Source organism: Streptomyces shinuiensis, assembly GCF_043660855.1.
In the GTDB taxonomy this organism is placed as follows: Bacteria; Actinomycetota; Actinomycetes; order Streptomycetales; family Streptomycetaceae; genus Streptomyces.
The window spans coordinates 1676552-1701467 of record NZ_JBIHML010000001.1; the positions used below are offsets into that span (position 1 = coordinate 1676552).

A 24916-nucleotide genomic window follows, 5' to 3' on the forward strand; every position below is an offset into this window, starting at 1 on the left:
CGGGCCGCCGTCTTCCGTGTGCCGCTAGCCCACCGCGTCCCCGCACCTTATGGCGCGGAGACGCGATACGCACGGCCTGTATTGCTAGTTGAGCAGACTTCCCTGCAGTTCGGCGCGGAGGTCCGGGGTCAGCACCGTACCCGCACGGTCCACCAGCAGGGCCATCTCGTACCCGACCAGACCGATGTCCGCGTCCGGATGCGCCAGCACCGCCAGCGAGGAACCGTCGGAGATCGACATGATGAACAGGAACCCACGCTCCATCTCCACCACCGTCTGATTCACCGCACCCCCCTCGAAGATGCGCGACGCACCAGCGGTCAGCGAGGTCAGCCCCGACGCGACCGCCGCCAACTGATCGGCACGGTCCCGCGGAAACCCCTCGGACATGGCCAGAAGGAGGCCGTCGGCGGAGACCACCACCGTGTGCGACACCCCCGGGGTGTTGTCCACGAAGTTGGTGATCAACCAGTTCAGGTTCTGCGCCGCCTGGCTCATCGGGCTCACACTAACGCTCCTGATCGTAGGTGCTGCCGGGGCCGAAGCCCGGCCGGTCATTCTGGGTGTTGTCAGAGCCGCCCGCCGTGCGTCCCCGCCGGACGCCGCGGTGCAGGTTGCTCAACCTGCCTCGGACGTCCTCCGGATCGCGGGAGACCTGGGTCCCGTCCTGGGGTGTCTGCTCCGCGGCACCCTCGACCAGGTTGGCCTTGGGTACGCGGCGGGGCAGACCGGAGGGGGTGACCCCGCCGGCCTTGGGGTCGCGGAGCCCCTCCGCCCGCTGCCAGCGCTCGTCGTTCGCCGTGCGCCAGCCGGAATCGTCGGAACGATCCGCCTGCCGGGGCACCTCCGGGGATTCCGCTTGCGGCTGGTACCGCGGGGCCGAGCCCTCCCCGGGCTGCTGCCTCCGCGGCTCCCGGCGCGGAAGTCCTGCGCCGGTCACAGTGGTGGAAGCGTCCGAAGTCTGACCCGGTCGATCGAAGCCTACGCGGTCCAGGCCGTCTTCGGGAGCGCTGGGGAAGGATTCCGCTTCCGTATTCCGGACGGGCTCCCGCCCGGCGTCGTAACCGTCCTCGCCGTACCCGGTCCCGTAGTCCGGCCGGTACTCGCCCCGGTAGTCCTGGTCGTAACCGCCGTCGTACCCGCCGCCCTGCTGCTGGGGCTGCTGGGGCTGCTGCCGGTAACCGTCCTGGTACCCCTGGCCGTATCCCGTCTCCTGCCCGTAGGGGGCGCCGTCCGGGAATCCGGCCTGCGAGCCGTACTGGCCGGTCTGCTCGGGGTCGTAGGAGGCCTGCTGGGAGGCGTAGTGCTCCTGGGCGCCGTGCCCGTCCCCGTAGCCGCCGTACTCGCCGTCCTGCTGCTGGTACCGGGGCTGCCGGGACTCCAGCGCCGCACGCCGCTCCTCGCGCATCAGCGAGCGCCCGAGCGGGTCGGGCTGGGGGGATTCCTCCTGCTCACCCGCCTGGGAACCGTAGCGGGAGTCGTCGAAGCCCAGGTCCGCGGCGGACAACTGCCGGTTCTGGTGCGCGGGCTGGGCCGCGCTCGGCTGCTCCGGGACGATCCGGGAGACGGTGAAGTCCTCCTCGACCTCCTCCTGGCCGCCGCCGCCGTGCGTGATCTCCTCCGGGAGCATGACCAGCGAGGTGGTGCCCGCCTGCTCGCCGGAGGGGCGCAGCTGGACGCGGATGCCGTGCCGGCTGGCCAGGCGGCCGACCACGAACAGGCCCATGCGCTGGGAGATGGCCACGTCCACCGTCGGCGGGTTGGCCAGCCTGTGGTTGATGTCGGCGAAGTCCTCGGGGGTCAGGCCGATGCCCTTGTCGTGGATCTCGATCATCACCCGGCCGTCGGGCAGCCTGGTCGCGGTGACCTTGACCTTGGTCTGCGGCGAGGAGAACGCGGTGGCGTTCTCCAGCAGCTCGGCCAGCAGGTGCACCAGGTCGGTGACGACGGCGCCGTGGATCTCGCTCTCGGGGACTCCGGACAGCTCGATGCGCTCGTAGTCCTCCACCTCGGAGGAGGCGGCGCGCAGCACGTCCACCAGCGGCACCGGCTGGGTCCAGCGGCGGCCGGGCTCCTCACCCGCGAGGACCAGCAGGTTCTCGCCGTTGCGGCGCATACGGGTCGCCAGGTGGTCCAGCTTGAAGAGGTTCTCCAACTGGTCCGGGTCGGCCTCGTTGTTCTCCAGGTCCGTGATGAGGGCGAGCTGGCCCTCGATGAGACCCTGGTTGCGGCGCGAGAGGTTGGTGAAGATGGCGTTGACGTTCCCCCGCAGCAGCGCCTGCTCGGCGGCGAGCCGGACGGCCTCGCGGTGGACCTGGTCGAAGGCGCGGGCGACCTCGCCGATCTCGTCGCGGCTGTTGATCGGGATGGGCTGGACACGGGTGTCGACCTTGCCAGGGTCGGTGCGGGAGAGCTGGTCCACCAGCATCGGCAGCCGCTGCTGGGCGACGTCGAAGGCGGCGGTGCGCAGCCGGCGCATGTTGCTGCTCATCGAGCGGGCCATCATCCCGGCGATCACGAAGGCGATCACCAGGGCGGCGAGCACGATGACGGAGTTGACGACGGCGTCCCGCTTGGCGTCCGAGGCGATCCTGGCCGTCTCGTTCACCGCCCGGTCGGTGAGGTCCTTCTCCACCTCGCGGTAGGCGTTGAACTTGGCGGTGGCCGCGGTGTACCAGTTCTCGGCGGTGACGCCACCGGCCCGCAGCTTCTGGGGGGAGGTCCCGGAGGCGATGGCCTGGATCATCTTGTCGGTCGCGGGCGGGGTGGCGAACTCCCGTCCGGCGGCCTCCGCCTCCTCGCCGGCCTCGGTGAGCCGCTCCCGGGCGTCCTCGTTCGCCTTGGCCATCTCCTCCTGCAGCAGCTCCCAGTCCTCCGGGGAGGCGCCGCCGCGGTACTCCTCGACGGCGATGTTCTCCAGGTACGCGTAGGAGCTGAAGGCGGTGATCCGGCGCTGCTTGTCCGCCTCGCCCGGACCCGGCTTGATCAGCAGGTGGGTGCCGATCGAGCGCTGCAGGGACTCGGCGGCCTTGGAGAGGGAGACGGCGTAGACGGTTCGGCCGTAGGAAGTGATGTTGCCGGTGCCCAGGCCCAGTTCGTTGGCGAACTCCATCAGCGGGTGCTGGACCCGGACGTAGCCCTCCTCGGTCTCCACACCCTTCAGCCGGTCGGTGTAGGCGTCCTGGCGCAGCTCCTCCAGTTCCGGCTCGACCTGCTTGAAGGCGGCGAGGCGGCGCTTGAGGTTCTGCTGGTCGGGCATCTGGTCGACACGGCGGTGGAACTCCTCGCGCGCGGCGTCGGTGACCCCGCGCACCTCCTCGATCACCGGGTCGTCCGCCTTGCCCTGCAGCAGTGGCGCGGCGGTGCGGTCGCGCTCGTCGATCAGGGCGTGGCCGTACGCGGCGGCGGCGCGGACCAGTTCCGCGGTGCGGTTGGCGTCCTCCGCCTCGTTCAGCGTGTCCAGGGAGTTCTGCACCCGGAAGCCGCCGAAGACCAGGGCGACGAGCACGGGGATGAGGAGGATGGCGTTCAGTCTGGTGGCCACGCGCCAGTTGCGTACCGCGAACCGGCCGCCGCCCGTCTCCCCGCCGTTCCCGGGCAGGTCGGAGTGCGCCTCCACGGCGCGCTGCGGCGGCGTGAAGTTGCCACGCGGCTCCCCGGGCGGGGAGCTCGGATTGCTTCGCCTCACTCGACCAAACCTCTCGGCTTCAGCCCATCGTCTTCGATGAAACCGTAACTACTGCTGAGTTCAGCGAATTTCAGCACGGTAGGCGGAAGCTTTCCAAACACCTGGACCAGTGGCGAATCACACGTGGACGCCGGGAGGAAAAGGGCATATAGTCCACAGATTGACGAAAGGCTGAAATTTTGTACGCGCTGGGAAACGGGGCGCTCGCGGCGAGTGGCATCCACCCCGCAATTCTCTGTCGAAATGTTATGAAGACCGGGACGGACCGGGCGCGAGGCCCGGTCCGTCCCGGCTACTGATCCGTAACCCGCTGTCGTCATCGGCGACTTGGGCGATCCGTGCGGCCACCGTGCGCAAGCCGGTGCCCGGCTCAGCGCAGACGTGCCAGGAGGGCGTGCTCGACCAGCGTGATCAGCGCGCTCTTCGCCTCCGCCCGGTGCCGCGCGTCGGTGGTGATGATCGGCGCGTCCGGACCGATCTGCAGCGCCTCACGCACCTCGTCCGGCGTGTACGGCTGATGCCCGTCGAACCCGTTCAGCGCGATCACGAACGGCAGACCCGAGTTCTCGAAGTAGTCCACCGCCGGGAAGCAGTCCGCCAGCCGGCGGGTGTCCACCAGCACCACCGCGCCGATCGCGCCGCGCACCAGGTCGTCCCACATGAACCAGAACCGGTCCTGGCCCGGCGTACCGAACAGATACAGGATCAGGTCCTGGTCCAGCGTGATACGGCCGAAGTCCATCGCCACCGTGGTGGTGGTCTTGCCACCGGTGTGCGTCAGGTCGTCGATCCCGGCGGACGCGGCGGTCATCACGGCTTCGGTACGCAGCGGGTTGATCTCCGACACGGCGCCCACGAAGGTCGTCTTGCCCACGCCGAACCCGCCCGCCACCACGATCTTCGCGGAGGTGGTGGCACGCTGCGAGGAGGCCCCGTAGGCGGCCTGCGGGCTAGAGCTTGCGAAGTCCACTGAGCACCCTTTCGAGCAGTGTCACATCCGGTGCGCCGCCGGGCTCGCTGCTGCTGCCCGGCTGGTGGATCGCCACCATCCCGGCCTCGGCCAGGTCGGCGACGAGGATCCGGGCCACGCCCAGGGGAATGGCGAGCAGCGCCGAGATCTCCGCCACCGACTTGACCTCCTGGCACAGGTGGCAGATCCGCTGGTGCTCCGGGAGCAGACCCATGAGCTGCGCCGGGTCTGCTGTGGTGCTCACCAGCGCCTCGATGGCGAGCTGGTAACGCGGCCGGGTACGGCCCCCGGTCATGGCGTACGGCCGCACCAGCGGCTGGTCGCCCTCACCGCCGTACGGCGCGTGGTCGTTCAGGCCACCGTACGGACCGGGTGAGGCGGGCGGCGGGGTCATGGCTCCTCCGAGCGAGGCATGTGGTCGACGATGCGGACTGTAGTGCTCGTGTGGGGGGAGCGTGGACTAGTTGAGCAGACTTCCCTGCAGTTCGGCGCGGAGGTCCGGGGTCAGCACCGTACCCGCACGGTCCACCAGCAGGGCCATCTCGTACCCGACCAGACCGATGTCCGCGTCCGGATGCGCCAGCACCGCCAGCGAGGAACCGTCGGAGATCGACATGATGAACAGGAACCCACGCTCCATCTCCACCACCGTCTGATTCACCGCACCCCCCTCGAAGATGCGCGACGCACCAGCGGTCAGCGAGGTCAGCCCCGACGCGACCGCCGCCAACTGATCGGCACGGTCCCGCGGAAACCCCTCGGACATGGCCAGAAGGAGGCCGTCGGCGGAGACCACCACCGTGTGCGACACCCCCGGGGTGTTGTCCACGAAGTTGGTGATCAACCAGTTCAGGTTCTGCGCCGCCTGGCTCATCGGACTCAACTAACGCTCCTGCTGGTAGGTGGGGCCTGTGCCGCGGCTGCCGCCGGCCTGGCCGCTTCCGGCCTGCCGGCCCTGCTGGATGCCCCGGCGGAGATTGGTCAGCCTGCCGCGTACGTCATCGGGCGCACGCGAGACCTGCGGGCCGGCCGGTGCGGCCGGCCGCTGCTGCGCGGTGCCCGCCACGAGGTTGGCGCGCGGCACGCGGCGGGGCAGACCGGAGGTGGTGACCCCGCCGGCCGCGGGCTGGCGGAGCTGTTCGGCCCGGCGCCAGCGCTCGTCGTTCGGGGTCTCCTGCCAACCGGGCCCGGCGTCGGCGCCGCCGAACCCGCCGGAGGGCTGCCGCTGGGGCGCCGGCTGGGCGGGCCGCTCGGGCCGCTGAGGCCGCTGGGGGGACACCGGGCCGGGCGCCCCCGCCGGCGGGGACTCGCCCGACGACGCGGTCGCGGGAGCCTGCTGGGCGGCCTGCCGGGCGCTGAACCAGCTCGACTCCATCGACTCGAAGATCGGTGTGCGCTCGTCCGAGCCCGTCGCGGCCGGGCTGCTGCCGGGCAGTTCGTAGGCGGAGGACTCGCGGTCGGTGGAGGCGCCCTGCCGGGGGGCGGCGTACTGGCCGGTGTCCTGCGGGCCCCGGGGGGCCTGAGGCGCCTGGGGGACCGGGTACCGACCGGTGTCCTGGGGACCGCCCGGAAGGGCGTACTCGCCTGTGTCCTGCGGGCCCTGGGGCCGGGGGTACTGACCGGTGTCCTGGGGACCGCGCTGGCCGACCTGCGGTTCCACACGCGGAAGCTGGGCGGTCTCGCCGAGCCCGGCGGGCTGCTGCGGATACGCGCCGGGGCCGCCCGGACGGGCGAACTCCGAGGTGCTCTCCGCCTCTTCGTGGCCGCGCGGCGCGTCGGGAGCCCCGTACCGGCCGGACGTCCGGTCGCCGCGGCCGTCGGCCCAGCTGGGGCGCCGCTCACCCGGTCCGGCGGGCAGTTCGCCCGCGGAGGCACCGTCGCGTCGCTGCGGCGGCTGCTGATCGGTACGGGGCTCGGGGCGCGCGCCGGGACCGAAGGCGCCCGCGGCGCCCGCCGGGACACCCTCTCCGGAACGGACGGGCTGCCCGGGGCCGGGACGGCCGGGGGCGCCGAAGCCCCCGCCCGCAGGGCCGCCGGGGAGCGCGGCGCGCGAGGAGGAGCCGCCCTGGACCTGGTTGCGGGTGGGCAGCGCACCGAGCCGGCTGGTACCGGCCGGCGCACCGCCGCCCTGCGGCTCGCGCCGCAGCGTGGCGGACGGACCGGCTCCCTGGCCGCCGCCGCCGGAGGGCTTCTTCTGCTGGCCGCCGCGCTGGGTGACGTCGACCGGGAGCATGACCAGCGCGGTCGTGCCACCGGAGTCGGAGGGACGCAGCTGGATGCGGATGCCGTGCCGCAGGGACAGGCGGCCGACCACGAACAGGCCCATGCGGCGGGAGACCGAGACGTCGACCGTCGGAGGGTTGGCGAGCCGCTCGTTGATCGCCGCGAGGTCCTCGGGCGACAGTCCGATGCCGGTGTCGTGGATCTCGACCAGCACCCGGCCGTCGGGCAGGGCGTGGCCGGTGACCTTGACCTTGGTCTGCGGCGAGGAGAAGGAGGTGGCGTTCTCCAGCAGCTCGGCCAGCAGGTGCACCAGGTCGTTGACGACCCGGCCCGCGACCTCGGTGGTGGGAACGGCACTCAGCTCGATGCGCTCGTACTGCTCCACCTCGGACGCGGCGGCGCGCAGCACGTCCACCAGCGGCACCGGGCGGGTCCAGCGGCGGCCGGGCTCCTCGCCCGCGAGGACCAGCAGGTTCTCGCCGTTGCGGCGCATACGGGTCGCCAGGTGGTCCAGCTTGAACAGGGAGGAGAGCTGGTCCGGGTCGGCCTCGCGGGACTCCAGTTCGGAGATGAGCGAGAGCTGGCGCTGGATCAGGCCCTGACTGCGGCGCGAGAGGTTGGTGAACATCGCGTTGACGTTCCCCCGCAGCAGCGCCTGCTCGGCGGCGAGCCGGACGGCCTCGCTGTGCACGTCGTCGAACGCCGCGGCCACCCGGCCGATCTCGTCACGGCTGTGGACGCCGACGGACTCCACGGAGGTGTCGACGTCCTGCGGGTCGGCCTCGGAGAGCTGCTTGACCAGCTCGGGCAGACGGCGGTGGGCCACGTCCTGCGCGGTGTCCTGCAGTCGGCGCAGCGAGCGGATCATGGAGCGGGCCACGACGAACGCGCCGACCAGCGAGATGCCGAGCACGAGCAGCACCAGGATGCCGTTGAAGAGGGCCGACTGCTGGGCCTCGGCCCGCAGCGTACGGGCCTGCTCGTCCATCTGCGTGAGCAGCGATGCCTCGATCTTCCGCATCTGCTCGATCTTGACCTGGTCCTGGTCGAACCAGTCCAGGTAGGAACGGTTCTCGCGTGAGATGCCGTTGGGGTCCTTCACCACGCGTTCGGCGTACTGGTCGGCCGAGGTGATGTTGACGATGCCCTCGTCGAGCGGCTTGGTGAGCTCGGCCGCCTTGTTGTTGCCGTAGATGTCGTCGAAGCGCTTACGGGCCGCGCTCTCGCTCTCCCAGGCCGTCCTGATGTACAGGTGGTCGTTGTCCGACAGCTTGGGGCCGTCCTCGCGGGCCAGGCCGGCGCTGATGATCGCCCGCTGCATGGAGGCGTACTCCTTGGCGGAGGAGAACGCGGCCAGCGCACGGGTGCTCTGGATCATCTCCGGGTTGCTGGTGGCCTGCGCCATGTCCTGGGACAGGCTCAGCAACGACTGGATCAGCTGGTTGTAGTCGTTGACCGTCTGCGAGATGTTGTCCGGGTTGTCGTACGCCCGCTCCCGGATGCTCTTGAGCCGGTTCAGCTGCCGGGTGATGTCCGTGATCGTGGCGCGGACACCGGAGAGGAGCCCGGCGTCGGCCTCGTCGAGCACGGGGGTGGCGTCGAAGAACGCGGCCTTGACCTGGTCGGTCTCCTCGCGGGGACCGACGACCGCGTCGTCCTTGGGGTTGCCGGTGCCGGTCAGAGGGCCGGCCGAGCGGTCCCGCTCCTCCTGGAGCGCCGTCGCCAGCTCGGTGGCGCGCTCGGTCATCTCCGTGAGGAGCTTCATGTTGTCGAGCTGGTCGACCTCGGCGAGCGAGTTGTTGATACTCAGCGCGCCCAGCGAGGTGGCCGTGACGACCGGAAGGGCCAGCAGCGAGACCAGACGGGTGCTGATGCGCCAGTTGCGCAGGGCAAGACGGGAGCCCGTGGCACTGGGCTCCTTGGGCTTCGGGGCGCCCTCGGCCTCGCCGTCCGGTCGCGCCTTCGCGCGCTTGCCCTTGTCGGCGTCGAGGGCCTGCTCCCGGCCACCGCTCTCCTGGGCGCGCTGTGGTGAGGAGCCGCGGTCGGTCGCACCGCGCAGCTCCGGGTCCCCCACAGCGCTGCCATCCCTCTTGAAACGTCCCTGCACTAGCGTCGCAACCTCTGGACCAGGCGTCCCCCCGCGAACGGCGGAACGGTATCGAGTCGGGAAGGTCCGAAGGACCCCCCTGACGGTCGTGAGTGACCGGCGCGCCCCCAAGTCTCCGCCGCGCGGCGCTCCTCTGCGCCCCCTTGCGCGCCGGGTCGTCTCCTGCGGCGGTCCGTGGAATTCCAGCACAGTGCCGGACCTCCAACAAGGTCCGTGGATAAGGCTGTGACATGCGTGACGCTACGCAGACGCCCTGTGGCGGAGGGTGTAGCCGCATACGGCGCATCACGGACTTCTGGCAGCTGGCGCCACACGTGAGCCACTACAGTGCCCACTGCCCCGGTAGCGACACCAGAGGGCGTTTCATTCACCTTGGAGGGCTTATGTCCATTTGGGTGGCCGATCCAGTCGGTCCGTTATGCGTCTTTTGCCCGTCGTTTCGTGAGTAAAATCACAGGCGCATCGTTATACGAGTCATTCGCGGAGGGGAGCGGGCCCCTTACGCTCAGCTTTGCACAAGACATGTAAACGACAAGAAGGCGAACGAGGCAGACTCGGTGAAGACGACGATGATCACGCGCAGCGTTGCCAACCCGCAGCGCACCACCCTGGCCCACCTCAAGGACGCCGACGAGCTGACGGTCGTCCAGGCCGAGCACGCGGAGAGCGGGGAGGGCGCCGGGAACCTTCCGGCCCAGACCGCCAACCCGCGCCGGACCGTCCTGATGGACGCCCCCGCCGGCTGACCGCCCCGCGCGAACCCGCATGGACCGGCCCCCGTACACCCGAGGTGTACGGGGGCCGGTCCATGCGGGTTCGCGCGGGGGCCGGTTCGAACGGCCTCTGCGGCCGGGCCCTGTCCCGGTCTCCGGTCAGCCCTGCCAGCTGTGGGGGGCGCGGAAACCGGAGGTGCGCTCCAGGCGGCGCCAGGGTGCGGTGCTGCGGCGCGGGCGGGAGGTGGCAGGTCCGGCCCGGTGGGCGGCGGCGCGGGCCAGGAGCAGGGCAGTGACCGCGGCGAGTTCCTCCTCGCTGGCGTGGCCCTTCTCCACACGGACCACGTCGGCGACGGCAGTGGCAGTGGCGGAAACGTTCACGGGGCTGCTCCTCACAGGTGTCACTGGGGTGGGTTGCCGTGTTTGCGGGCGGGCAGGTCGGCGTGTTTGGTGCGGAGCATGGCCAGGGCGGCGATGAGGACGCCCCGGGTGTCGGCGGGATCGATGACGTCGTCGACCAGACCGCGCTCGGCGGCGTAATAGGGATGCATCAGCTCGGACCGGTACTCCTTGACCAGCTCCGCCCGGGTCGCCTCGGGATCGTCGGAGGCCGCGATCCGCCGCCGGAAGATCACCCCCGCCGCGCCCTCCGCACCCATCACCGCGATCTCGTTGGTCGGCCAGGCATAGGTCAGATCCGCACCGATGGACTGCGAGTCCATCACGATGTACGCACCCCCGTACGCCTTCCGCAGCACCAGCGAGATCCGCGGCACCGTGGCATTGCAGTACGCGTACAGCAGCTTCGCGCCGTGCCGGATGATCCCGCCGTGCTCCTGATCCACCCCCGGCAGGAAACCCGGCACGTCCAGCAGCGTGACGATGGGAATGTTGAACGCGTCACACATCTGCACGAAACGCGCGGCCTTCTCCGAGGCATGGATGTCCAGCACCCCCGCCAGATGCTGGGGCTGATTGGCGACAACCCCCACCACCTGCCCGTCCAGCCGCGCCAGCACACAGATGACATTGGTCGCCCAGCGCTCGTGAACCTCCAGCAGCTCCCCGTCGTCGACGATCTCCTCGATCACCGCCCGCATGTCATAGGGACGATTGCCGTCCGCCGGCACCAGGTCGTACAGCGCCTCCCCCCGCCGGCCGGCCGGATCACCGCACTCGGTACGCGGCGGATTCTCCCGGTTGTTCGACGGCAGCAGCGACAGCAGATAACGGACCTCCTCCAGACAGGTGGCCTCGTCGTCATAGGCGAAATGCGCCACCCCCGAGGCCGAGGCGTGCACATCCGCCCCGCCCAGCCCGTTCTGCGACACCTGCGCACCGGTGACCGCCTGAACCACATCGGGACCGGTGATGAACATCTGCGAGGTGTCCCGGACCATGAACACGAAGTCCGTCAGCGCCGGAGAATAGGCCGCCCCGCCCGCACACGGACCCAGCATCACCGAGATCTGCGGAATCACCCCGGACGCGGCGGTGTTGCGCTGGAAGATCCCCCCGTAACCGGCCAGGGCCACCACCCCCTCCTGGATACGCGCACCGGCCCCGTCATTGAGGGACACCAGCGGCGCACCCGCCGCGATGGCCATGTCCATGATCTTATGGATCTTGGCCGCATGAGCCTCGCCCAGCGCCCCGCCGAAGATCCGGAAATCATGCGCGTAGACGAACACCGTCCGGCCCTCGACCGTCCCCCAGCCCGTGATCACCCCATCGGTGTACGGCCTGCGGTCCTCCAGCCCGAACCCGGTCGCCCGGTGCCGCCGCAACGGCTCCACCTCCCGGAACGACCCCTCGTCCAGCAGCAACTCGATCCGCTCACGCGCGGTCAGCTTGCCCTTGGCATGCTGGGCCTGCGTGGCCCGCTCACCCGGACCACGCCGCACCTGCTCACGGATGGCACGCAACTCCGCCACACGGCCACGGGCGTCACTCGCCGCGAGCGGCGTCTGGGACAGATCGGTCATGTTCAGACCCTACGAAACCGCCGCGCTGTTCGCCGTCGTCGGATTCGTACAGTCTCAGCCCGTGATTCATGGCCACGCTGGACAGAAACGCGCCTCTGACGCCGTTACACCAGGGAGGATCCCCAGTTTCCCCGGGCGCGGACTGTGGGATTCCCACAGTCCGCGCCGGAGAGGTGTTCAGGCCTGGGTGGGCGTGTCGTGACGACCGGTCAGCCCTGGGGCTCGACGCCGGCGCGCAGCAGGCCGTACGTGTAGGCGTCGACGAGGGCCTGCCAGGAGGCGGCGATGACGTTGTCGGCCACTCCGACTGTGGACCACTCGTCTGCGCCGTCGCCGGTGGACACCAGCACCCGTGTGGTGGACTCCGTGCCGTGGGTGCCCGCCAGGATGCGGACCTTGTAGTCCACCAGCTCCATCTGGGCGAGCTCGGGGTAGATCCGCTCCAGCGACAGCCGCAGGGCCCGGTCCAGGGCGTTGACGGGGCCGTTCCCCTCGGCGGTGGAGACGATGCGCTCGCCCTTGGCCCACAGCTTCACGGTCGCCTCGTTGGCATGGGACCCGTCGGGGCGGTTCTCCACGATGGCGCGCCAGGACTCGGTGGTGAAGAAGCTGCGGGGGCGCCCCTCCGCCCCGTCCCGCAGCAGCTCCTCCCGCAGCAGCAGCTCGAAGGACGCGTCGGCGGCCTCGTAGCTGTAACCGCGCAGTTCGCGCTCCTTGACGCGCTCCACGATCCGGCCGACCAACTCGCGGTCGCCGCTCAGGTCGATCCCCAGCTCCTGGCCCTTGAGCTCGATGGAGGCGCGGCCGGCCATGTCGGAGACCAGCATCCGCAGGCGGTTGCCGACCAGCTCGGGGTCGATGTGCTGGTAGAGGTCGGGGTCCACCTTGATGGCGGAGGCGTGCAGTCCGGCCTTGTGCGCGAACGCGGAGACGCCCACGTACGGCTGATGGGTGGAGGGCGTCAGGTTGACGACCTCGGCGATGGCGTGGGAGATCCGCGTCATCTCGCGCAGCGCGCCCTCGGACAGGACCCGCATGCCGTACTTGAGCTGGAGGGCGGCGACCACCGAGAAGAGGTTGGCGTTGCCCACGCGCTCACCGTAGCCGTTGGCGGTGCACTGCACATGGGTGGCGCCGGCGTCCACGGCGGCCAGGGTGTTCGCGACGGCGCAGCCGGTGTCGTCCTGGGCGTGGATGCCCAGGCGCGCGCCGGTGTCGGCGTGCACCGTCCGCACCACGTCCTGGATCTGGGCGGGGAGCATGCCGCCGTTGGTGTCGCACAGCACGACCACGTCGGCACCGGCCTCGTACGCGGTGCGCACGACCTGCTCGGCGTACTCGGGGTTGGCCTGGTAGCCGTCGAAGAAGTGCTCGCAGTCGACGAAGACCCGCCGACCCTGCTCCCGCAGGTACTCCACCGTGTCACGGACCATCGCCAGGTTCTCCTCCAGCGTGGTGCGCAGTGCCAGCTCGACGTGGCGGTCGTGCGACTTGGCGACGATGGTGACCACCGGCGCCTGCGAGTCGACCAGTGCCCGCACCTGCGGATCGTCGGCCGCGGCGACGCCGGCCCTGCGGGTGGCGCCGAACGCGACGAGCAGGGCGTGGCGGAAGTCGATCTCCTCGCGGGCGCGCCGGAAGAACTCGGTGTCGCGGGGGTTGGCGCCGGGCCAGCCGCCCTCGATGAAGCCGACACCGAAGTCGTCCAGGTGGCGGGCGATGGTCAGCTTGTCCGCGACGGAGAGGTTGATGCCCTCCCGCTGTGCCCCGTCGCGGAGCGTGGTGTCGAAGACGTGGAACGCGTCGCCGGGGGACGCGTCCCCCGGCTGCCGGGAGGCCGCGGCGTCGGTCATGCTGGTCTGGCTCCTGTCGATGGATGTAGGTCCGGAGTGCTTGGCCCTACTTGTCCCCATCATCCCTCACGCCCTCGTTCCGGCCGGGTGGTGCCGGAAAACGAAAAGACCCCTCGCGGGTGCGAGAGGTCTGCGCGCGGGTCTGGGACACGGTGTCCGCCACCGCACCGGATGTGTGCGTAGGCGGTCACTGCGGACCGGCGCGCCTGCTGCCGATAATCATGGCGAGGTGAGGCACGGACACAGTCTGGCACGGATCCGCTCCGCGGATCGGACGGTCTCACGATGTGGTCGCCACGGTCCACGGGGACGTGCGGGGGGCGGGCGTCCGGGGCGGGAGGGCCGGGACGCCCGCGGCCCTCCCGCCGGGCCGGGCTCAGGCCAGCTTGTGCATCCAGCCGTGCGTGTCCTGCGCACGGCCGGTCTGGACCGCCAGCAGCGCCTCGCGCAGCTCCATCGTGATCTCGCCCGGCTCGCCGTCGCCAACCGTCCAGTTCCCGGCGGCGGACTTCACCGTGCCGACCGGGGTGATGACGGCCGCGGTGCCGCACGCGAAGACCTCGGTGATCGAGCCGTCGGCGTTGCCCTCGCGCCAGTCGTCGACGGAGATGCGGGCCTCCTCGGTGCGGTAGCCCAGGTCGGAGGCGATCGTCAGCAGCGAGTCGCGGGTGATGCCCGGCAGCAGGGTGCCGGTCAGCCTGGGCGTGACGATGGCGGCGTCCTTGCCCGACCCCTTCACGAAGTACAGGTTCATGCCGCCCATCTCCTCGATCCAGCGGCGCTCACCGGCGTCCAGCCAGACCACCTGGTCGCAGCCGTGCCCGGCGGCCTCGGCCTGGGCGACGAGGGAGGCCGCGTAGTTGCCTCCGGTCTTGGCCTCGCCCGTGCCGCCGGGGGCGGCGCGCACGTACTCCTGCGACAGCCAGACCGAGACGGGCTTGACGCCGCGCGGGAAGTAGGCGCCCGCGGGCGAGGCGATCACCACGAACAGGTACTCGTTCGCGGGCTTGACGCCGAGTCCGACCTCCGCGGCGAACATGAAGGGGCGCAGGTACAGCGACTGCTCGCCCTTACCGGGCACCCACGCGCTGTCCTGCTGCACCAGCAGGTCGCACGCCTCGACGAAGGCCTCCACCGGCAGCTCGGGCATCGCCAGCCGGCGCGCGGAGCGCTGGAAGCGCCGGGCGTTGGCGTCGGGGCGGAAGACCGCGACCGAGCCGTCGGGCTGGCGGTACGCCTTGAGCCCCTCGAAGATCGTCTGGGCGTAGTGCAGCGTCATGTTCGCCGGGTCCATCTGGAACGGGGCGTACGGCTGGAGCTGCGCGTCGTGCCAGCCCCGGCCCTCGGTCCACCGGATGGTGACCATGTGGTCGGTGAAGTGCCGGCCGAAACCGGGGTCGGCGAGCACCGCCTCGCGCTCCGCGGCGGACAGCAGCTGCGCGGAGGGCTTGAGGTCGAATTCGATACGGGGCGTCGTCATGGTGAGCGCGTCCTTCACTGGGTGTCGTGGTGGACCGCGCTCCCGTCGCCCTGTTCGGTACTAGGACGTCCGAGCTTCCCTGCGTACAGCGGCCCCATGTCCGATTATCGGGGGCAGCAGACCGCATGGGGTCACGGGTGGGCGGTCCTGGTGGTAGATGTTCGCACCCAACCGTCGAGTAGCCCAGCGGCCGGGCACTTGCGGCCCGGCCGGACGAAGCGTATGGCCGGGCGTCAGCCGGCTACTCGTGCCGCGAGGGCGTCGCCGATCTCGTCGGTGGTGCGCTCGGTGGAGCGCTCCGCGAGGTCGTCCGAGACCGCCTCCTCGATGCGGGCCGCCTCGGGGTCGAGGCCCAGGTGCCGCAGCATCAGTGCGACGGACAGGATCGTCGCGGTGGGGTCGGCCTTGCCGGTGCCGGCGATGTCGGGCGCGGAGCCGTGGACCGGCTCGAACATCGACGGGAAGGCGCCTGTGGGGTTGATGTTCCCGGAGGCGGCCAGTCCGATGCCGCCGGTGACGGCGGCGGCGAGGTCGGTGAGGATGTCACCGAAGAGGTTGTCGGTGACGATCACGTCGAAGCGCTCGGGCTGGGTGACGAAGAAGATCGTCGCGGCGTCCACGTGCAGGTAGTCGGTGGTGACCTCGGGGTACTCCTCGCCGACCCGGTCGAAGATGTTCTTCCACAGGTGGCCGGCGTACACCAGGACGTTGTTCTTGTGGACCAGCGTGAGCTTCCTGCGCGGCCGGGCCTTCGCCCGCTCGTAGGCGTCCCGCACCACACGCTCCACACCGTAGGCGGTGTTCACGCTGACCTCGGTGGCCACCTCGGCCGGGGTGCCGGTGCGCAGGGAACCGCCGTTGCCGGTGTACGGGCCCTCGGTGCCCTCCCGGACGACGACGAAGTCGATGTCGGGGCGGCCGGCGAGCGGGGTCGCGGTGTTCGGGAAGAGCTTCGAGGGGCGCAGGTTGACGTAGTGGTCGAAGGCGAAGCGCAGCTTGAGCAGCAGCCCGCGCTCCAGCACACCGGATGGGACCGAGGGGTCGCCGATCGCGCCGAGCAGGATGGCGTCGTGGCTCCTGATCCGCTCCATCTCCGCGTCCGGCAGGGTCTCCCCCGTGGCGTGCCAGCGCTTCGCGCCGAGGTCGTACTCCCGTGTCTGCAGCTTCGCCTCCTGCGGGAGGACGGCGGACAGGACCTTCAGGCCCTGGGCCACGACTTCCCGGCCGATGCCGTCACCGGGGATCACTGCGAGGTCGATGCTGCGAGACATGGAAGGGACCATACCGCTCGTCCCAGGGGATGACACGCACCGTCCGCGATGCGGACGAGCGCTGCAGCGCCGTACGCGCCGCGGCCGGGGCTTCCCGGTTCCGGTGCGGCGGCCCGTACGGCGGTACGGCCCGGTGCGCTCCGGCCCGCGCCCGGGCGGGCACGGGCGGGGTGGACGGCGGAGCCGGTCTCAGTGGCCGGTGGCGCCGCCGTTGTCCCGGCGGTCCAGCGCCCGCTGGAGGGCGGCGGCAGCGTTGCGGCGGTCGGCGTTGTCGTGGTGGCCGCGGACGGTGTGGCGGGGGCGGCGGCGTGCGGTCGCGTCCATGGCGAACTCCCTGAGGGGACGGAAGAACCGGAGGGTGGAAGGAAAAGGGATTCCCAAGCGCGCCGTAAGGGCGGGGGCGTCCGGTGCGGCAGGGGTCGCCTGCGACGGGCACGGCGCCTCATCCGCCATTCGCTGATGGAGCGAGACGTTCGGCTCCTACCAAAGTAAGGGCTGAAAGCTGTGATGTCCCGCCGATTAGTTGGTCTTCCTACTATCTGAGACGGGGCCTTCTCCGACCTGCGGTTTTGTCACTGTGACGCCGCACACTTCACCCGTTCGGGCGAGGGCTGGGCCATTGCCGGCACGCGTGGGCGGATGGGCTCTGGCGTCACTGGCGTCACACCCGTACCGCCGTACGCGCTGTACCGCGACGAAGAGCCCGCCCATACCGAAGGAGGAGGTGCTACGCCATGACCGCTCTCACGCACGGGGCGCCCGAGGTCACCGAGGTCGACGAGGATCCGGGGCCTCACGGAGGCCCGGAGGCCCCGCCCCGTGCCGACCTGGACGAGGCGCTGTGGCAGGCGTGGAAAACCCTGGAACTCCCCGAGGGCTTTCACGCCGAGATCGTCGAGGGGTCCATCGAAGTGTCTCCCACCGGCCGCCACTGCCACGGTCAGATCGTCAACCGCCTGCGCCGCGCCCTCGAGAGGTTCCTCGGCGACGGCGACCACGTGGCCTACCAGGACATGAACGTCATCCACGAGATGACGGCCTGCGTCCCCGACCTGTTCGTCGCCCCCGAGGACGACACCGAGCACGTCACCGAGGACGGGTTGGGGCCGAAGGCGTCCTGTGTGGAGATGGTCGTCGAGGTGGTCTCCCCCGGGCACCGCGCGATCGGGCGCGACCGGCTCCACAAGCGCCGCGCGTACGCCCGCGCGGGGGTGCCGGTGTACGTCCTGATCGACGACCACGACGGCCACGGCACCGTCACCGTGCTGACCTCCCCCTCCCCCGGCGAGGCCGTCTACGCCGCCGAGACCCGCGTCCCGTACGGGACGGAGGTGGCGATCCCCGACGGCGCGGCGAGGGGCTTCGTGATCGGGGAGGCGATCACCGGCCCGCGCCGCGGCGCCTGACCCCGCCCGACCCCGCGCACGAGCGGCGCCCCCGCCCGGATCGTCCGGGCGGGGGCGCCGCTCGTGGGCTGCTTCACGGGCCGCTGGGGTCAGCCCATGTGGGGGTAGGGGTAGTCGGTCGGCGGGATCAGGTTCTCCTTGATGGAGCGGGTGGACGTCCAGCGCATCAGGTTCTGCTTGGAGCCCGCCTTGTCGTTGGTGCCCGAGGCCCGGCCGCCGCCGAAGGGCTGCTGGCCGACGACGGCGCCGGTGGGCTTGTCGTTGATGTAGAAGTTGCCGGCGGCGTAGCGCAGCTTCTCGCAGGCGTGCGCGGCGGCGGCGCGGTCCTGGGCGATGACGCAACCGGTCAGACCGTAGGGGGCGACCGACTCCATCTGCTCCAGCACCGCCTCGTACTCCGCGTCCTCGTAGACGTGGACGGCCAGGATCGGGCCGAAGTACTCCTGCCGGAAGACCTCGCCGGCCGGGTCGGTGCAGGTGATGACGGTCGGGCGGACGAAGTAGCCGACGCTGTCGTCGCAGCTCCCGCCGGCGACGATCTCGCAGGACGGGTCGGACTCCGCGCGCTCGATGGCGGCCTTGTTCTTGGCGAAGGCGCGCTCGTCGATGAGGGCACCCATGAAGTTCGACAGGTCGGTGACGTCGCCCATGGTCAGACCCTCGACCTCGGCCGTGAACTCCTCCCTGAGGCCGCCCTCCCACAGGGAGCGCGGGACATAGGCGCGCGAGGCGGCCGAGCACTTCTGACCCTGGTACTCGAAGGCGCCGCGGGTCAGCGCGGTCCTCAGCACCGCCGGATCGGCCGAGGGGTGGGCGACGACGAAGTCCTTGCCGCCGGTCTCGCCGACCAGGCGCGGGTAGGTCCGGTAGTTCTCGATGTTGTTCCCGACCGTCTTCCACAGGTACTGGAAGGTCTTCGTCGAGCCGGTGAAGTGGATGCCGGCGAGGTCGGGGTGGGCCAGCGCCACCTCCGAGACCTCCTTGCCGTCGCCGGTCAGCAGGTTGATGACGCCGTCCGGCAGCCCCGCCTCCTCCAGCAGGCGCATCAGCAGCACGGCGGCGTGCGTCTGGGTCGGGGACGGCTTCCAGATGACCGTGTTGCCCATCAGCGCCGGTGCGGTGGGGAGGTTGCCCGCGATCGCGGTGAAGTTGAAGGGCGTGATCGCGTAGACGAAGCCCTCCAGCGGGCGGTGGTCCGTGCGGTTCCACACACCCGGGGAGTTGGCGACCGGCTGCTCGGCGAGGATCTGGCGGGCGTAGTGGACGTTGAAGCGCCAGAAGTCGATCAGTTCGCAGGGGGTGTCGATCTCCGCCTGCTGCGCCGTCTTGGACTGGCCGAGCATGGTGGAGGCGGCCATCTTCTCGCGCCAGGGGCCGGCCAGCAGTTCGGCCGCCCGCAGGAAGACCGCGGCGCGGTCGTCGAAGGAGAGCGAGCGCCACATCGGGGCGGCGGCCAGCGCCGCGTCGACGGCCTCCTGCGCGTCCTGCCGGGTGGCGTGGGCGGCGGTGCCCAGCACCGCCTTGTGGTTGTGGGGCTGTACGACGTCGAAGCGCTCGCCGCCGCCGAGGCGGCGCTTCCCGCCGATGGTCATCGTCAGGTCGATCGGGTTCTCGGCCAGCTCCTTGAGGCTGGTTTCGAGACGGGCGCGCTCCGGCGTGCCGGGTGCGTAGGTGTGCACCGGCTCGTTCACCGGCGTGGGGACCTGGGTCACAGCGTCCATGAGCCGTGCCTCCTTCGAGGGTTCGGATCTGTCGTCGTACGTCAGAGGACCGTGCGCGGCCGTGGCCCGCTCAGCCTCTGGTGGCCAGCGAGCGCAGGAAGAACGCCAGGTTGGCGGGGCGCTCGGCCAGACGCCGCATGAAGTACCCGTACCAGTCGGTGCCGTACGGGACGTACACGCGCATCCGGTGACCGGCGGCGGCCAGCCGGTCCTGCTCGGCGGTGCGGATGCCGTACAGCATCTGGAACTCGTACTCGTCCGGCTTGCGGCCGGCGCGGCGGGCCAGCTCCTGTGCGATGGCCACCATCCGCGGGTCGTGGGAGCCGATCATGGGATAGCCCTCGCCCGCCATCAGGATCCGCAGGCAGCGGACGTACGCCCGGTCCACCTCGCGCTTGTCCTGGAGGGCGACGGAGGCGGGCTCCTTGTAGGCGCCCTTGACCAGGCGGACCCGGGAGCCCTCGCCGGCCAGGGCGCGGCAGTCGTCCTCGGTGCGGTACAGGTACGACTGGAGCACAGCGCCCGTGGCGGGGAAGCGTTCGCGCAGCTTCGCCAGGATGGCCAGCGTGGAGTCGACCGTGGTGTGATCCTCCATGTCCAGGGTGACGGTGGTGCCCGCCTCCGCGGCGGCCTCCACGACCCGCAGGACGCCCTCGTAGGCGATGTCGTCGCCGTCCGGCAGAGCCTGCCCGAAGGCGGAGAGCTTCACCGACATCTCGGCCCGCTCCCCCGGGCCGGCCACCCGCAGCGCCTCGGCCAGGGCCAGGTAGGCGTCACGGGCGCGCAGGGCCTCGGTGCGGTCGGTGACGTCCTCGCCCAGATGGTCGAGGGTGACCTCCAGGCCCCGGCCGGTCAGGGAACGGACGGCCTCCATGGCCTGGTCGAGGCGCTCTCCGGCGATGAAGCGGTCCACCACGGGGCGGGTGACCGGTGCGGCCGAGACGACGCGGCGGATGCTGTCGCTGCGCGCGGCCGCGAGGAGCACGGGACCCAGCACGGGGCACCTCCACGGGTGGTTCTCTGACGGTGGTCGAGCGGCTGGTGAGCCACCGTCGAAACTAAGGATCGCTCCGCTTTCCCGCCATCGACAGCTGTCACGCTTCCGTGGCCCGGATCTCAGACATATGTATGACAATGATGGTGTCCGCGGGAGTGCCGCGGCGGTGCGCGAAAGGCGGCGCGAAGCGGTGCGCGAGGACTACCAGGTACTGATCGACGAGGTGACCGCCCTCCTCGGCACGCCCGCGACACTGGAGAACCGCGACTTCGGGCTGATCGCCTTCGGAGCCCACGAGGGGGAGGACGACGGGGAGGACGGCGCCCTTCTGATGGACCCGGTGCGCACCCGCTCGATCCTCCGGCGCCGCTCCACCGCCCGGGTGCGGGCGTGGTTCGAGAGTTTCGGCATCACCCGGGCGGTGGAGCCCGTACGGATTCCGCCGGACCCGTCGGCCGGGGTGCTGCGGGGCCGGATCTGCGTGCCGGTGCGACACGGCGGTGTGGTGCTGGGCTACATCTGGCTGCTGGACGACGGTGCGCTGGAGCTGTCCGACCCCCGGCTGGCGGACGTGCAGGCCGTCGCACGCCGCATCGGCTCGCTGCTGGCCGACGAGTCACGGGCGGGCGCGCGACGGGGCGGGCTGCTGTGCGCCCTGCTCACCGCGGCGCCGGGGCACCGGGCGGCCGTGGACCTCGCGGAGGCGGAACTGGCCGGTGAGCTGGGGCCGGTGGCGGCGGGGCCGCTGGCGGTGGTGGCCGTGGTGCCGTGGGAGGAGGCGGAGGGCGGGTCGGCGGCGGCGCCCGGTATCCCCGGCGCGGTCGCGGTGTGCGCGGTGCCCGGGACAGGAGGACTGGCCGTGCTGGTGCGGCTGCGCACGCCCGGCGGTCTCGATCCGGCCCGCACCGCCGCCGAACGGCTGCTTCGCTCGCCGCGCGCCCGGGCGGCGGCGGGGACCGGCGAGCCCTGCACGGGCCTGGGCGGGGTGCCCGGCGCCTGGCGGCAGGCGCTGGCCGCGGCACGGGCGGCACGGGCGGAGAGCAGGTTCGGGCCGGTGGCGCGGTGGGACCGGATCGGGCCGTACCGGCTGCTGGCCCTGCTCGCCCGCCCGTCCGGCTCGTCGGCGGCCGGTGCGCCGGACCCGTCGGTGCGTGCGCTGCTGGAGCCCGGCCACCGGGAGATGGCCCGCACCGCCGAGGCGTTCCTGGACTGTGCGGGCCAGGCGGGTCGTACCGCGGCGCTGCTGGGTGTCCACCGGCAGACGCTGTACTACCGGCTGTCGCGGGTGGAGCAGCTCACCGGCCTCGACCTGGACGACGGCGAGGACCGGCTGCTGCTGCACATGGCGCTGAAGACGGCGCGGCTGCTCCGGGGCTGAGAGGCCGATGGGCCGATGGGCCGCCTTCCGCGGGAGACGCCGGCCGCGGCCGGCCGATGCGGCGGATCGCCGCGGCCCCGGCGCGGATGTCCGCGCCGGGGCCGCAGCGATCTCCGGATCCAGCCCCCGGGAGTTCACCCGGAGGAGGGATCTGCGATCAGTCCTCCAGGTTGACGTTGCGGGCCGAGGTGGCACCGATCTCCTGGGCCATCTCACCCATCACCGGGGCCGGGATGGGGCCGTCCACGGTGAGGGCGACCAGTGCCTCACCGCCCTCCTCGGCGCGGGAGACCTGCATGCCGGCGATGTTGATGCCGGCCTCGCCCAGGACGCGGCCGACGGTGCCGACCACTCCGGGACGGTCGGCGTACCGCAGGAAGGCCATGTGCTCGGCCAGTGCCAGGTCGACGTCGTACTCGCCGACGGCGACGATCTTCTGGACGTGCTTGGGGCCGGAGAGGGTGCCCGAGACCGAGATCTCCTGGCCGTCGGCCAGGGTGCCGCGCACGGTCACCACGTTGCGGTGCTCCGGGGACTCCGAGCTGGTGGTCAGCCGGACCTCCACCCCGCGCTCCTGCGCGAACAGCGGCGCGTTGACGTAGCTGACCGTCTCGTCGACGACGTCCTCGAAGACGCCCTTGAGCGCGGAGAGTTCGAGCACCTTGACGTCGTGCTGGGTGATCTCGCCGTAGACCTCGACATCGAGCCGGACGGCGACCTCGCCCGCCAGCGCGGTGAAGATCCGCCCCAGCCGCTCGGCCAGCGGCAGCCCGGGCCGCACGTCCTCGGCGATCACGCCGCCCTGGACGTTGACCGCGTCCGGGACCAGCTCGCCGGCGAGCGCCAGCCGCACCGAGCGGGCGACCGCGATGCCCGCCTTCTCCTGGGCCTCGCCGGTGGAGGCACCCAGGTGCGGGGTGCACACGACGTTGTCGAAGGCGAACAGCGGGGAATCGGTGCACGGCTCGGTGGCGTACACGTCCAGGCCCGCGCCCGCGACCCGGCCCTCCTTCAGGGCCGACAGCAGCGCCGCCTCGTCCACGATGCCGCCGCGCGCGGCGTTGACGATCCGCACGTCCGGCTTGACCTTGTGGAGCGCCTCGTCACCGATCAGCCCCAGCGTCTCAGGGGTCTTGGGCAGGTGGACGGTGATGAAGTCGGCGGTCTCCAGCAGCTCGTCCAGGGAGAGCAGCTTGACGCCCATCTGCGCGGCCCGGGCGGGCTGCACATAGGGGTCGTAGGCGACGACCCTCATGCCGAAGGCGGACATCCGCTGGGCGACCAGGACGCCGATGCGGCCGAGGCCGACGACGCCGAGGGTCTTCTCCGACAGCTCCACGCCGGTGTACTTGCTGCGCTTCCACTCGCCGTTCTTCAGGGCGGTGTTGGCCTGCGGGATGTTGCGGGCGGTGGCGACGAGCAGGCCGCAGGCCAGTTCGGCCGCGGTGACGATGTTGGAGGTCGGCGCGTTGACGACCATCACGCCGGCCTTGGTAGCGGCGGACACGTCGACGTTGTCCAGGCCGACTCCCGCACGGGCGACGACCTTCAGCCGCCGGGCCGCGGCGATGGCCTCGGCGTCGACCTTGGTGGCGCTGCGCACCAGGATCGCGTCGACGTCGGCGATGGCGGTCAGGAGCTCGGCTCGGTCGGCCCCGTTGCAGTGCCGGATCTCGAAGTCCGGGCCGAGGGCGTCGACCGTGGCCGGGGAGAGTTCTTCGGCGATGAGTACTACGGGTTTGCTCACTTCGGTCTTCAGTCCTCACTGGTCCGTGCCGGCGGCCGCGTCCCGACGGCCGAGGGCGGTGGAGGTGGGCAGCCGCGTGGAGACGCACGACGCTGTGAGCCTGTGACGCGCTTGTATGTGCAGTGTATCGGCGGAGGGGCGGCCCCGGTGGCCGATCACCGGGGCCGCTCCGCCCCGTCGGCGGCCGCGGCGTCCACCTGCGGGCGGGTCGGGCGGCGCCGGGCCGTCGGGCCGGCCCGGCGGTCCGCTCAGTTCTCGTCTTCGACCCAGCTCATGAGCTTGCGCAGCTCGCGGCCGGTGGTCTCCAGCAGGTGGTCGCCGTCGGCCTTCTTGTACTCGTTGTACTTGGGCAGGCCGGCGCTGTACTCGGCCATCCAGTTCCTGGCGAAGGTGCCGTCCTGGATCTCGGCCAGGACCTTCTTCATCTCGGCCTTGGTGTTCTCGTTGATGATCCGCGGGCCGGTGACGTAGTCGCCCCACTCGGCGGTCTCGGAGACCGACCAGCGCATCTTCCCCAGGCCGCCCTCGTACATCAGGTCCACGATCAGCTTCAGCTCGTGGAGACACTCGAAGTACGCGATCTCGGGCTGGTAGCCGGCCTCGACCAGGGTCTCGAAGCCCGCCTTGACCAGGGCCGAGGCGCCGCCGCACAGCACGGCCTGCTCACCGAACAGGTCGGTCTCGGTCTCCTCGGTGAAGGTGGTCTTGATGACGCCGGCGCGGGTGCCGCCGATGCCCTTGGCGTAGGACAGGGCCAGCTGGAAGGCGCTGCCGGTGGCGTCCTGCTCGACGGCCGCGATGCAGGGGACGCCGCGGCCCTCCTCGAACTGGCGGCGGACCAGGTGGCCCGGGCCCTTGGGGGCGACCATAACGACGTCCACGCCGGCCGGGGGCTTGATGAAACCGAAGCGGATGTTGAAGCCGTGGCCGAAGAAGAGGGCGTCGCCGTCCTTGAGGTTGGGGGCGATGGACTCCTCGTAGACCTTGGCCTGGATCGGGTCCGGCACCAGGACCATGATCACGTCGGCCTCGGCGGCGGCCTCCGCCGGGGTGACCACGCGCAGCCCCTGCTCCTCGGCCTTGGCCCGGGACTTGGAGTCCTCGGGGAGACCGACTCGGACGTCGACGCCCGAGTCACGCAGGGACAGGGCGTGGGCGTGGCCCTGGCTGCCGTAACCGAGGACCGCGACCTTGCGGTCCTGGATGATGGACAGGTCGGCGTCGTCGTCGTAGAACAGCTCGGCCACTTGGGATATCTCCTTGTTGTTCTTGCCGCACCGGCGGTCTCGCCGTACGGGTCAGGGGTGCGGGGCCCGTCCCCGGGACCGCCGCCGGAGCCACCGTATGCCGGTGCGGGCGGGGACGGGCTGGGGTCTC

Annotated in this window: 18 protein-coding genes and 1 pseudogene; 3 read left to right on the top strand and 16 right to left on the bottom strand. The window is 71.2% G+C overall.

What is annotated here, in order from left to right; genetic code table 11:
* Positions 1–84 precede the first annotated feature (84 nt).
* From ACGRHY_RS07300 to ACGRHY_RS07325, 6 genes and pseudogenes are all read right to left on the bottom strand, one after another.
* Complete coding sequence (locus tag ACGRHY_RS07300) at positions 85–498, bottom strand: roadblock/LC7 domain-containing protein (RefSeq protein ID WP_030980891.1); 414 nt, start codon at positions 496–498, stop codon at positions 85–87.
* Between the two features lie 10 nt (positions 499–508).
* The gene (locus ACGRHY_RS07305) at positions 509–3688 is read right to left on the bottom strand and encodes a sensor histidine kinase (protein ID WP_394634577.1); all 3180 of its coding nucleotides are present in this window, start codon (positions 3686–3688) and stop codon (positions 509–511) included.
* A 370-nt stretch (positions 3689–4058) separates the two neighbouring features.
* Positions 4059–4658: a GTP-binding protein gene (locus ACGRHY_RS07310; RefSeq protein ID WP_237878593.1), complete on the bottom strand. Its 600-nt coding sequence runs from the start codon at positions 4656–4658 to the stop codon at positions 4059–4061.
* The gene (locus ACGRHY_RS07315; protein WP_101255539.1) at positions 4639–5052 is read right to left on the bottom strand and encodes a DUF742 domain-containing protein; all 414 of its coding nucleotides are present in this window, start codon (positions 5050–5052) and stop codon (positions 4639–4641) included. The genes ACGRHY_RS07310 and ACGRHY_RS07315 overlap by 20 nt, the downstream gene beginning before the upstream one ends.
* Before the next feature lie 66 nt (positions 5053–5118).
* Positions 5119–5532: a roadblock/LC7 domain-containing protein gene (locus ACGRHY_RS07320; protein ID WP_030980891.1), complete on the bottom strand. Its 414-nt coding sequence runs from the start codon at positions 5530–5532 to the stop codon at positions 5119–5121.
* 1407 nt (positions 5533–6939) lie between these two features.
* Positions 6940–8646, bottom strand: a pseudogene (locus ACGRHY_RS07325) (sensor histidine kinase); the annotation flags it as partial.
* A gap of 899 nt (positions 8647–9545) precedes the next feature.
* On the opposite strand from ACGRHY_RS07325, the gene ACGRHY_RS07330 reads away from it, so the two are divergent.
* Positions 9546–9734, top strand: a complete 189-nt coding sequence (locus ACGRHY_RS07330; RefSeq protein WP_394634578.1) for a hypothetical protein — start codon at positions 9546–9548, stop codon at positions 9732–9734.
* Between the two features lie 126 nt (positions 9735–9860).
* On the opposite strand, the gene ACGRHY_RS07335 is transcribed toward ACGRHY_RS07330, so the two are convergent.
* The 6 genes from ACGRHY_RS07335 to ACGRHY_RS07360 all read right to left on the bottom strand — a co-directional run bounded on the left by ACGRHY_RS07335 (position 9861) and on the right by ACGRHY_RS07360 (position 16614).
* A complete protein-coding gene (locus ACGRHY_RS07335; RefSeq protein WP_394634579.1) occupies positions 9861–10082 on the bottom strand; it encodes an acyl-CoA carboxylase epsilon subunit in 222 nt (73 codons plus the stop codon).
* Positions 10083–10102: 20 nt separating this feature from the next.
* Positions 10103–11686, bottom strand: coding sequence for an acyl-CoA carboxylase subunit beta (locus ACGRHY_RS07340; protein ID WP_394634580.1), 1584 nt, complete (start codon positions 11684–11686; stop codon positions 10103–10105).
* Positions 11687–11895: 209 nt separating this feature from the next.
* Positions 11896–13539 (bottom strand): citramalate synthase, encoded by a 1644-nt coding sequence (gene cimA, locus ACGRHY_RS07345; RefSeq protein WP_394634581.1) that lies wholly within the window; start codon positions 13537–13539, stop codon positions 11896–11898.
* 376 nt (positions 13540–13915) lie between these two features.
* The gene (locus ACGRHY_RS07350; RefSeq protein ID WP_394634582.1) at positions 13916–15019 is read right to left on the bottom strand and encodes a branched-chain amino acid aminotransferase; all 1104 of its coding nucleotides are present in this window, start codon (positions 15017–15019) and stop codon (positions 13916–13918) included.
* A 233-nt stretch (positions 15020–15252) separates the two neighbouring features.
* Entirely contained in the window at positions 15253–16290 is a 1038-nt protein-coding gene (locus ACGRHY_RS07355) for a 3-isopropylmalate dehydrogenase (RefSeq protein WP_394634583.1), read from the bottom strand.
* 189 nt (positions 16291–16479) lie between these two features.
* Complete coding sequence (locus ACGRHY_RS07360; RefSeq protein WP_394634584.1) at positions 16480–16614, bottom strand: hypothetical protein; 135 nt, start codon at positions 16612–16614, stop codon at positions 16480–16482.
* Positions 16615–17024: 410 nt separating this feature from the next.
* Between ACGRHY_RS07360 and ACGRHY_RS07365 the strand changes: the two genes are divergently transcribed.
* Entirely contained in the window at positions 17025–17696 is a 672-nt protein-coding gene (locus ACGRHY_RS07365; protein ID WP_394634585.1) for a Uma2 family endonuclease, read from the top strand.
* An 89-nt stretch (positions 17697–17785) separates the two neighbouring features.
* Here the strand turns inward: ACGRHY_RS07365 and pruA are convergent, their stop codons facing one another.
* Both pruA and ACGRHY_RS07375 read right to left on the bottom strand, forming a co-directional pair.
* Positions 17786–19417, bottom strand: coding sequence for an L-glutamate gamma-semialdehyde dehydrogenase (pruA, locus tag ACGRHY_RS07370; protein ID WP_394634586.1), 1632 nt, complete (start codon positions 19415–19417; stop codon positions 17786–17788).
* A 70-nt stretch (positions 19418–19487) separates the two neighbouring features.
* Positions 19488–20414, bottom strand: a complete 927-nt coding sequence (locus tag ACGRHY_RS07375; protein ID WP_394634587.1) for a proline dehydrogenase family protein — start codon at positions 20412–20414, stop codon at positions 19488–19490.
* A 190-nt stretch (positions 20415–20604) separates the two neighbouring features.
* On the opposite strand from ACGRHY_RS07375, the gene ACGRHY_RS07380 reads away from it, so the two are divergent.
* The gene (locus tag ACGRHY_RS07380; RefSeq protein WP_394637955.1) at positions 20605–21792 is read left to right on the top strand and encodes a PucR family transcriptional regulator; all 1188 of its coding nucleotides are present in this window, start codon (positions 20605–20607) and stop codon (positions 21790–21792) included.
* 157 nt (positions 21793–21949) lie between these two features.
* Here ACGRHY_RS07380 and serA read toward each other — a convergent pair whose 3' ends face one another.
* Together serA and ilvC are read right to left on the bottom strand one after the other, a co-directional pair.
* Positions 21950–23539 carry a phosphoglycerate dehydrogenase gene (gene serA, locus ACGRHY_RS07385; protein ID WP_394634588.1) on the bottom strand — a complete coding sequence of 530 codons (1590 nt, stop codon included), beginning with the start codon at positions 23537–23539 and terminating at the stop codon, positions 21950–21952.
* 248 nt (positions 23540–23787) lie between these two features.
* The gene (gene ilvC, locus ACGRHY_RS07390; RefSeq protein ID WP_394634589.1) at positions 23788–24786 is read right to left on the bottom strand and encodes a ketol-acid reductoisomerase; all 999 of its coding nucleotides are present in this window, start codon (positions 24784–24786) and stop codon (positions 23788–23790) included.
* Between the last annotated feature and the right edge of the window lie 130 nt (positions 24787–24916).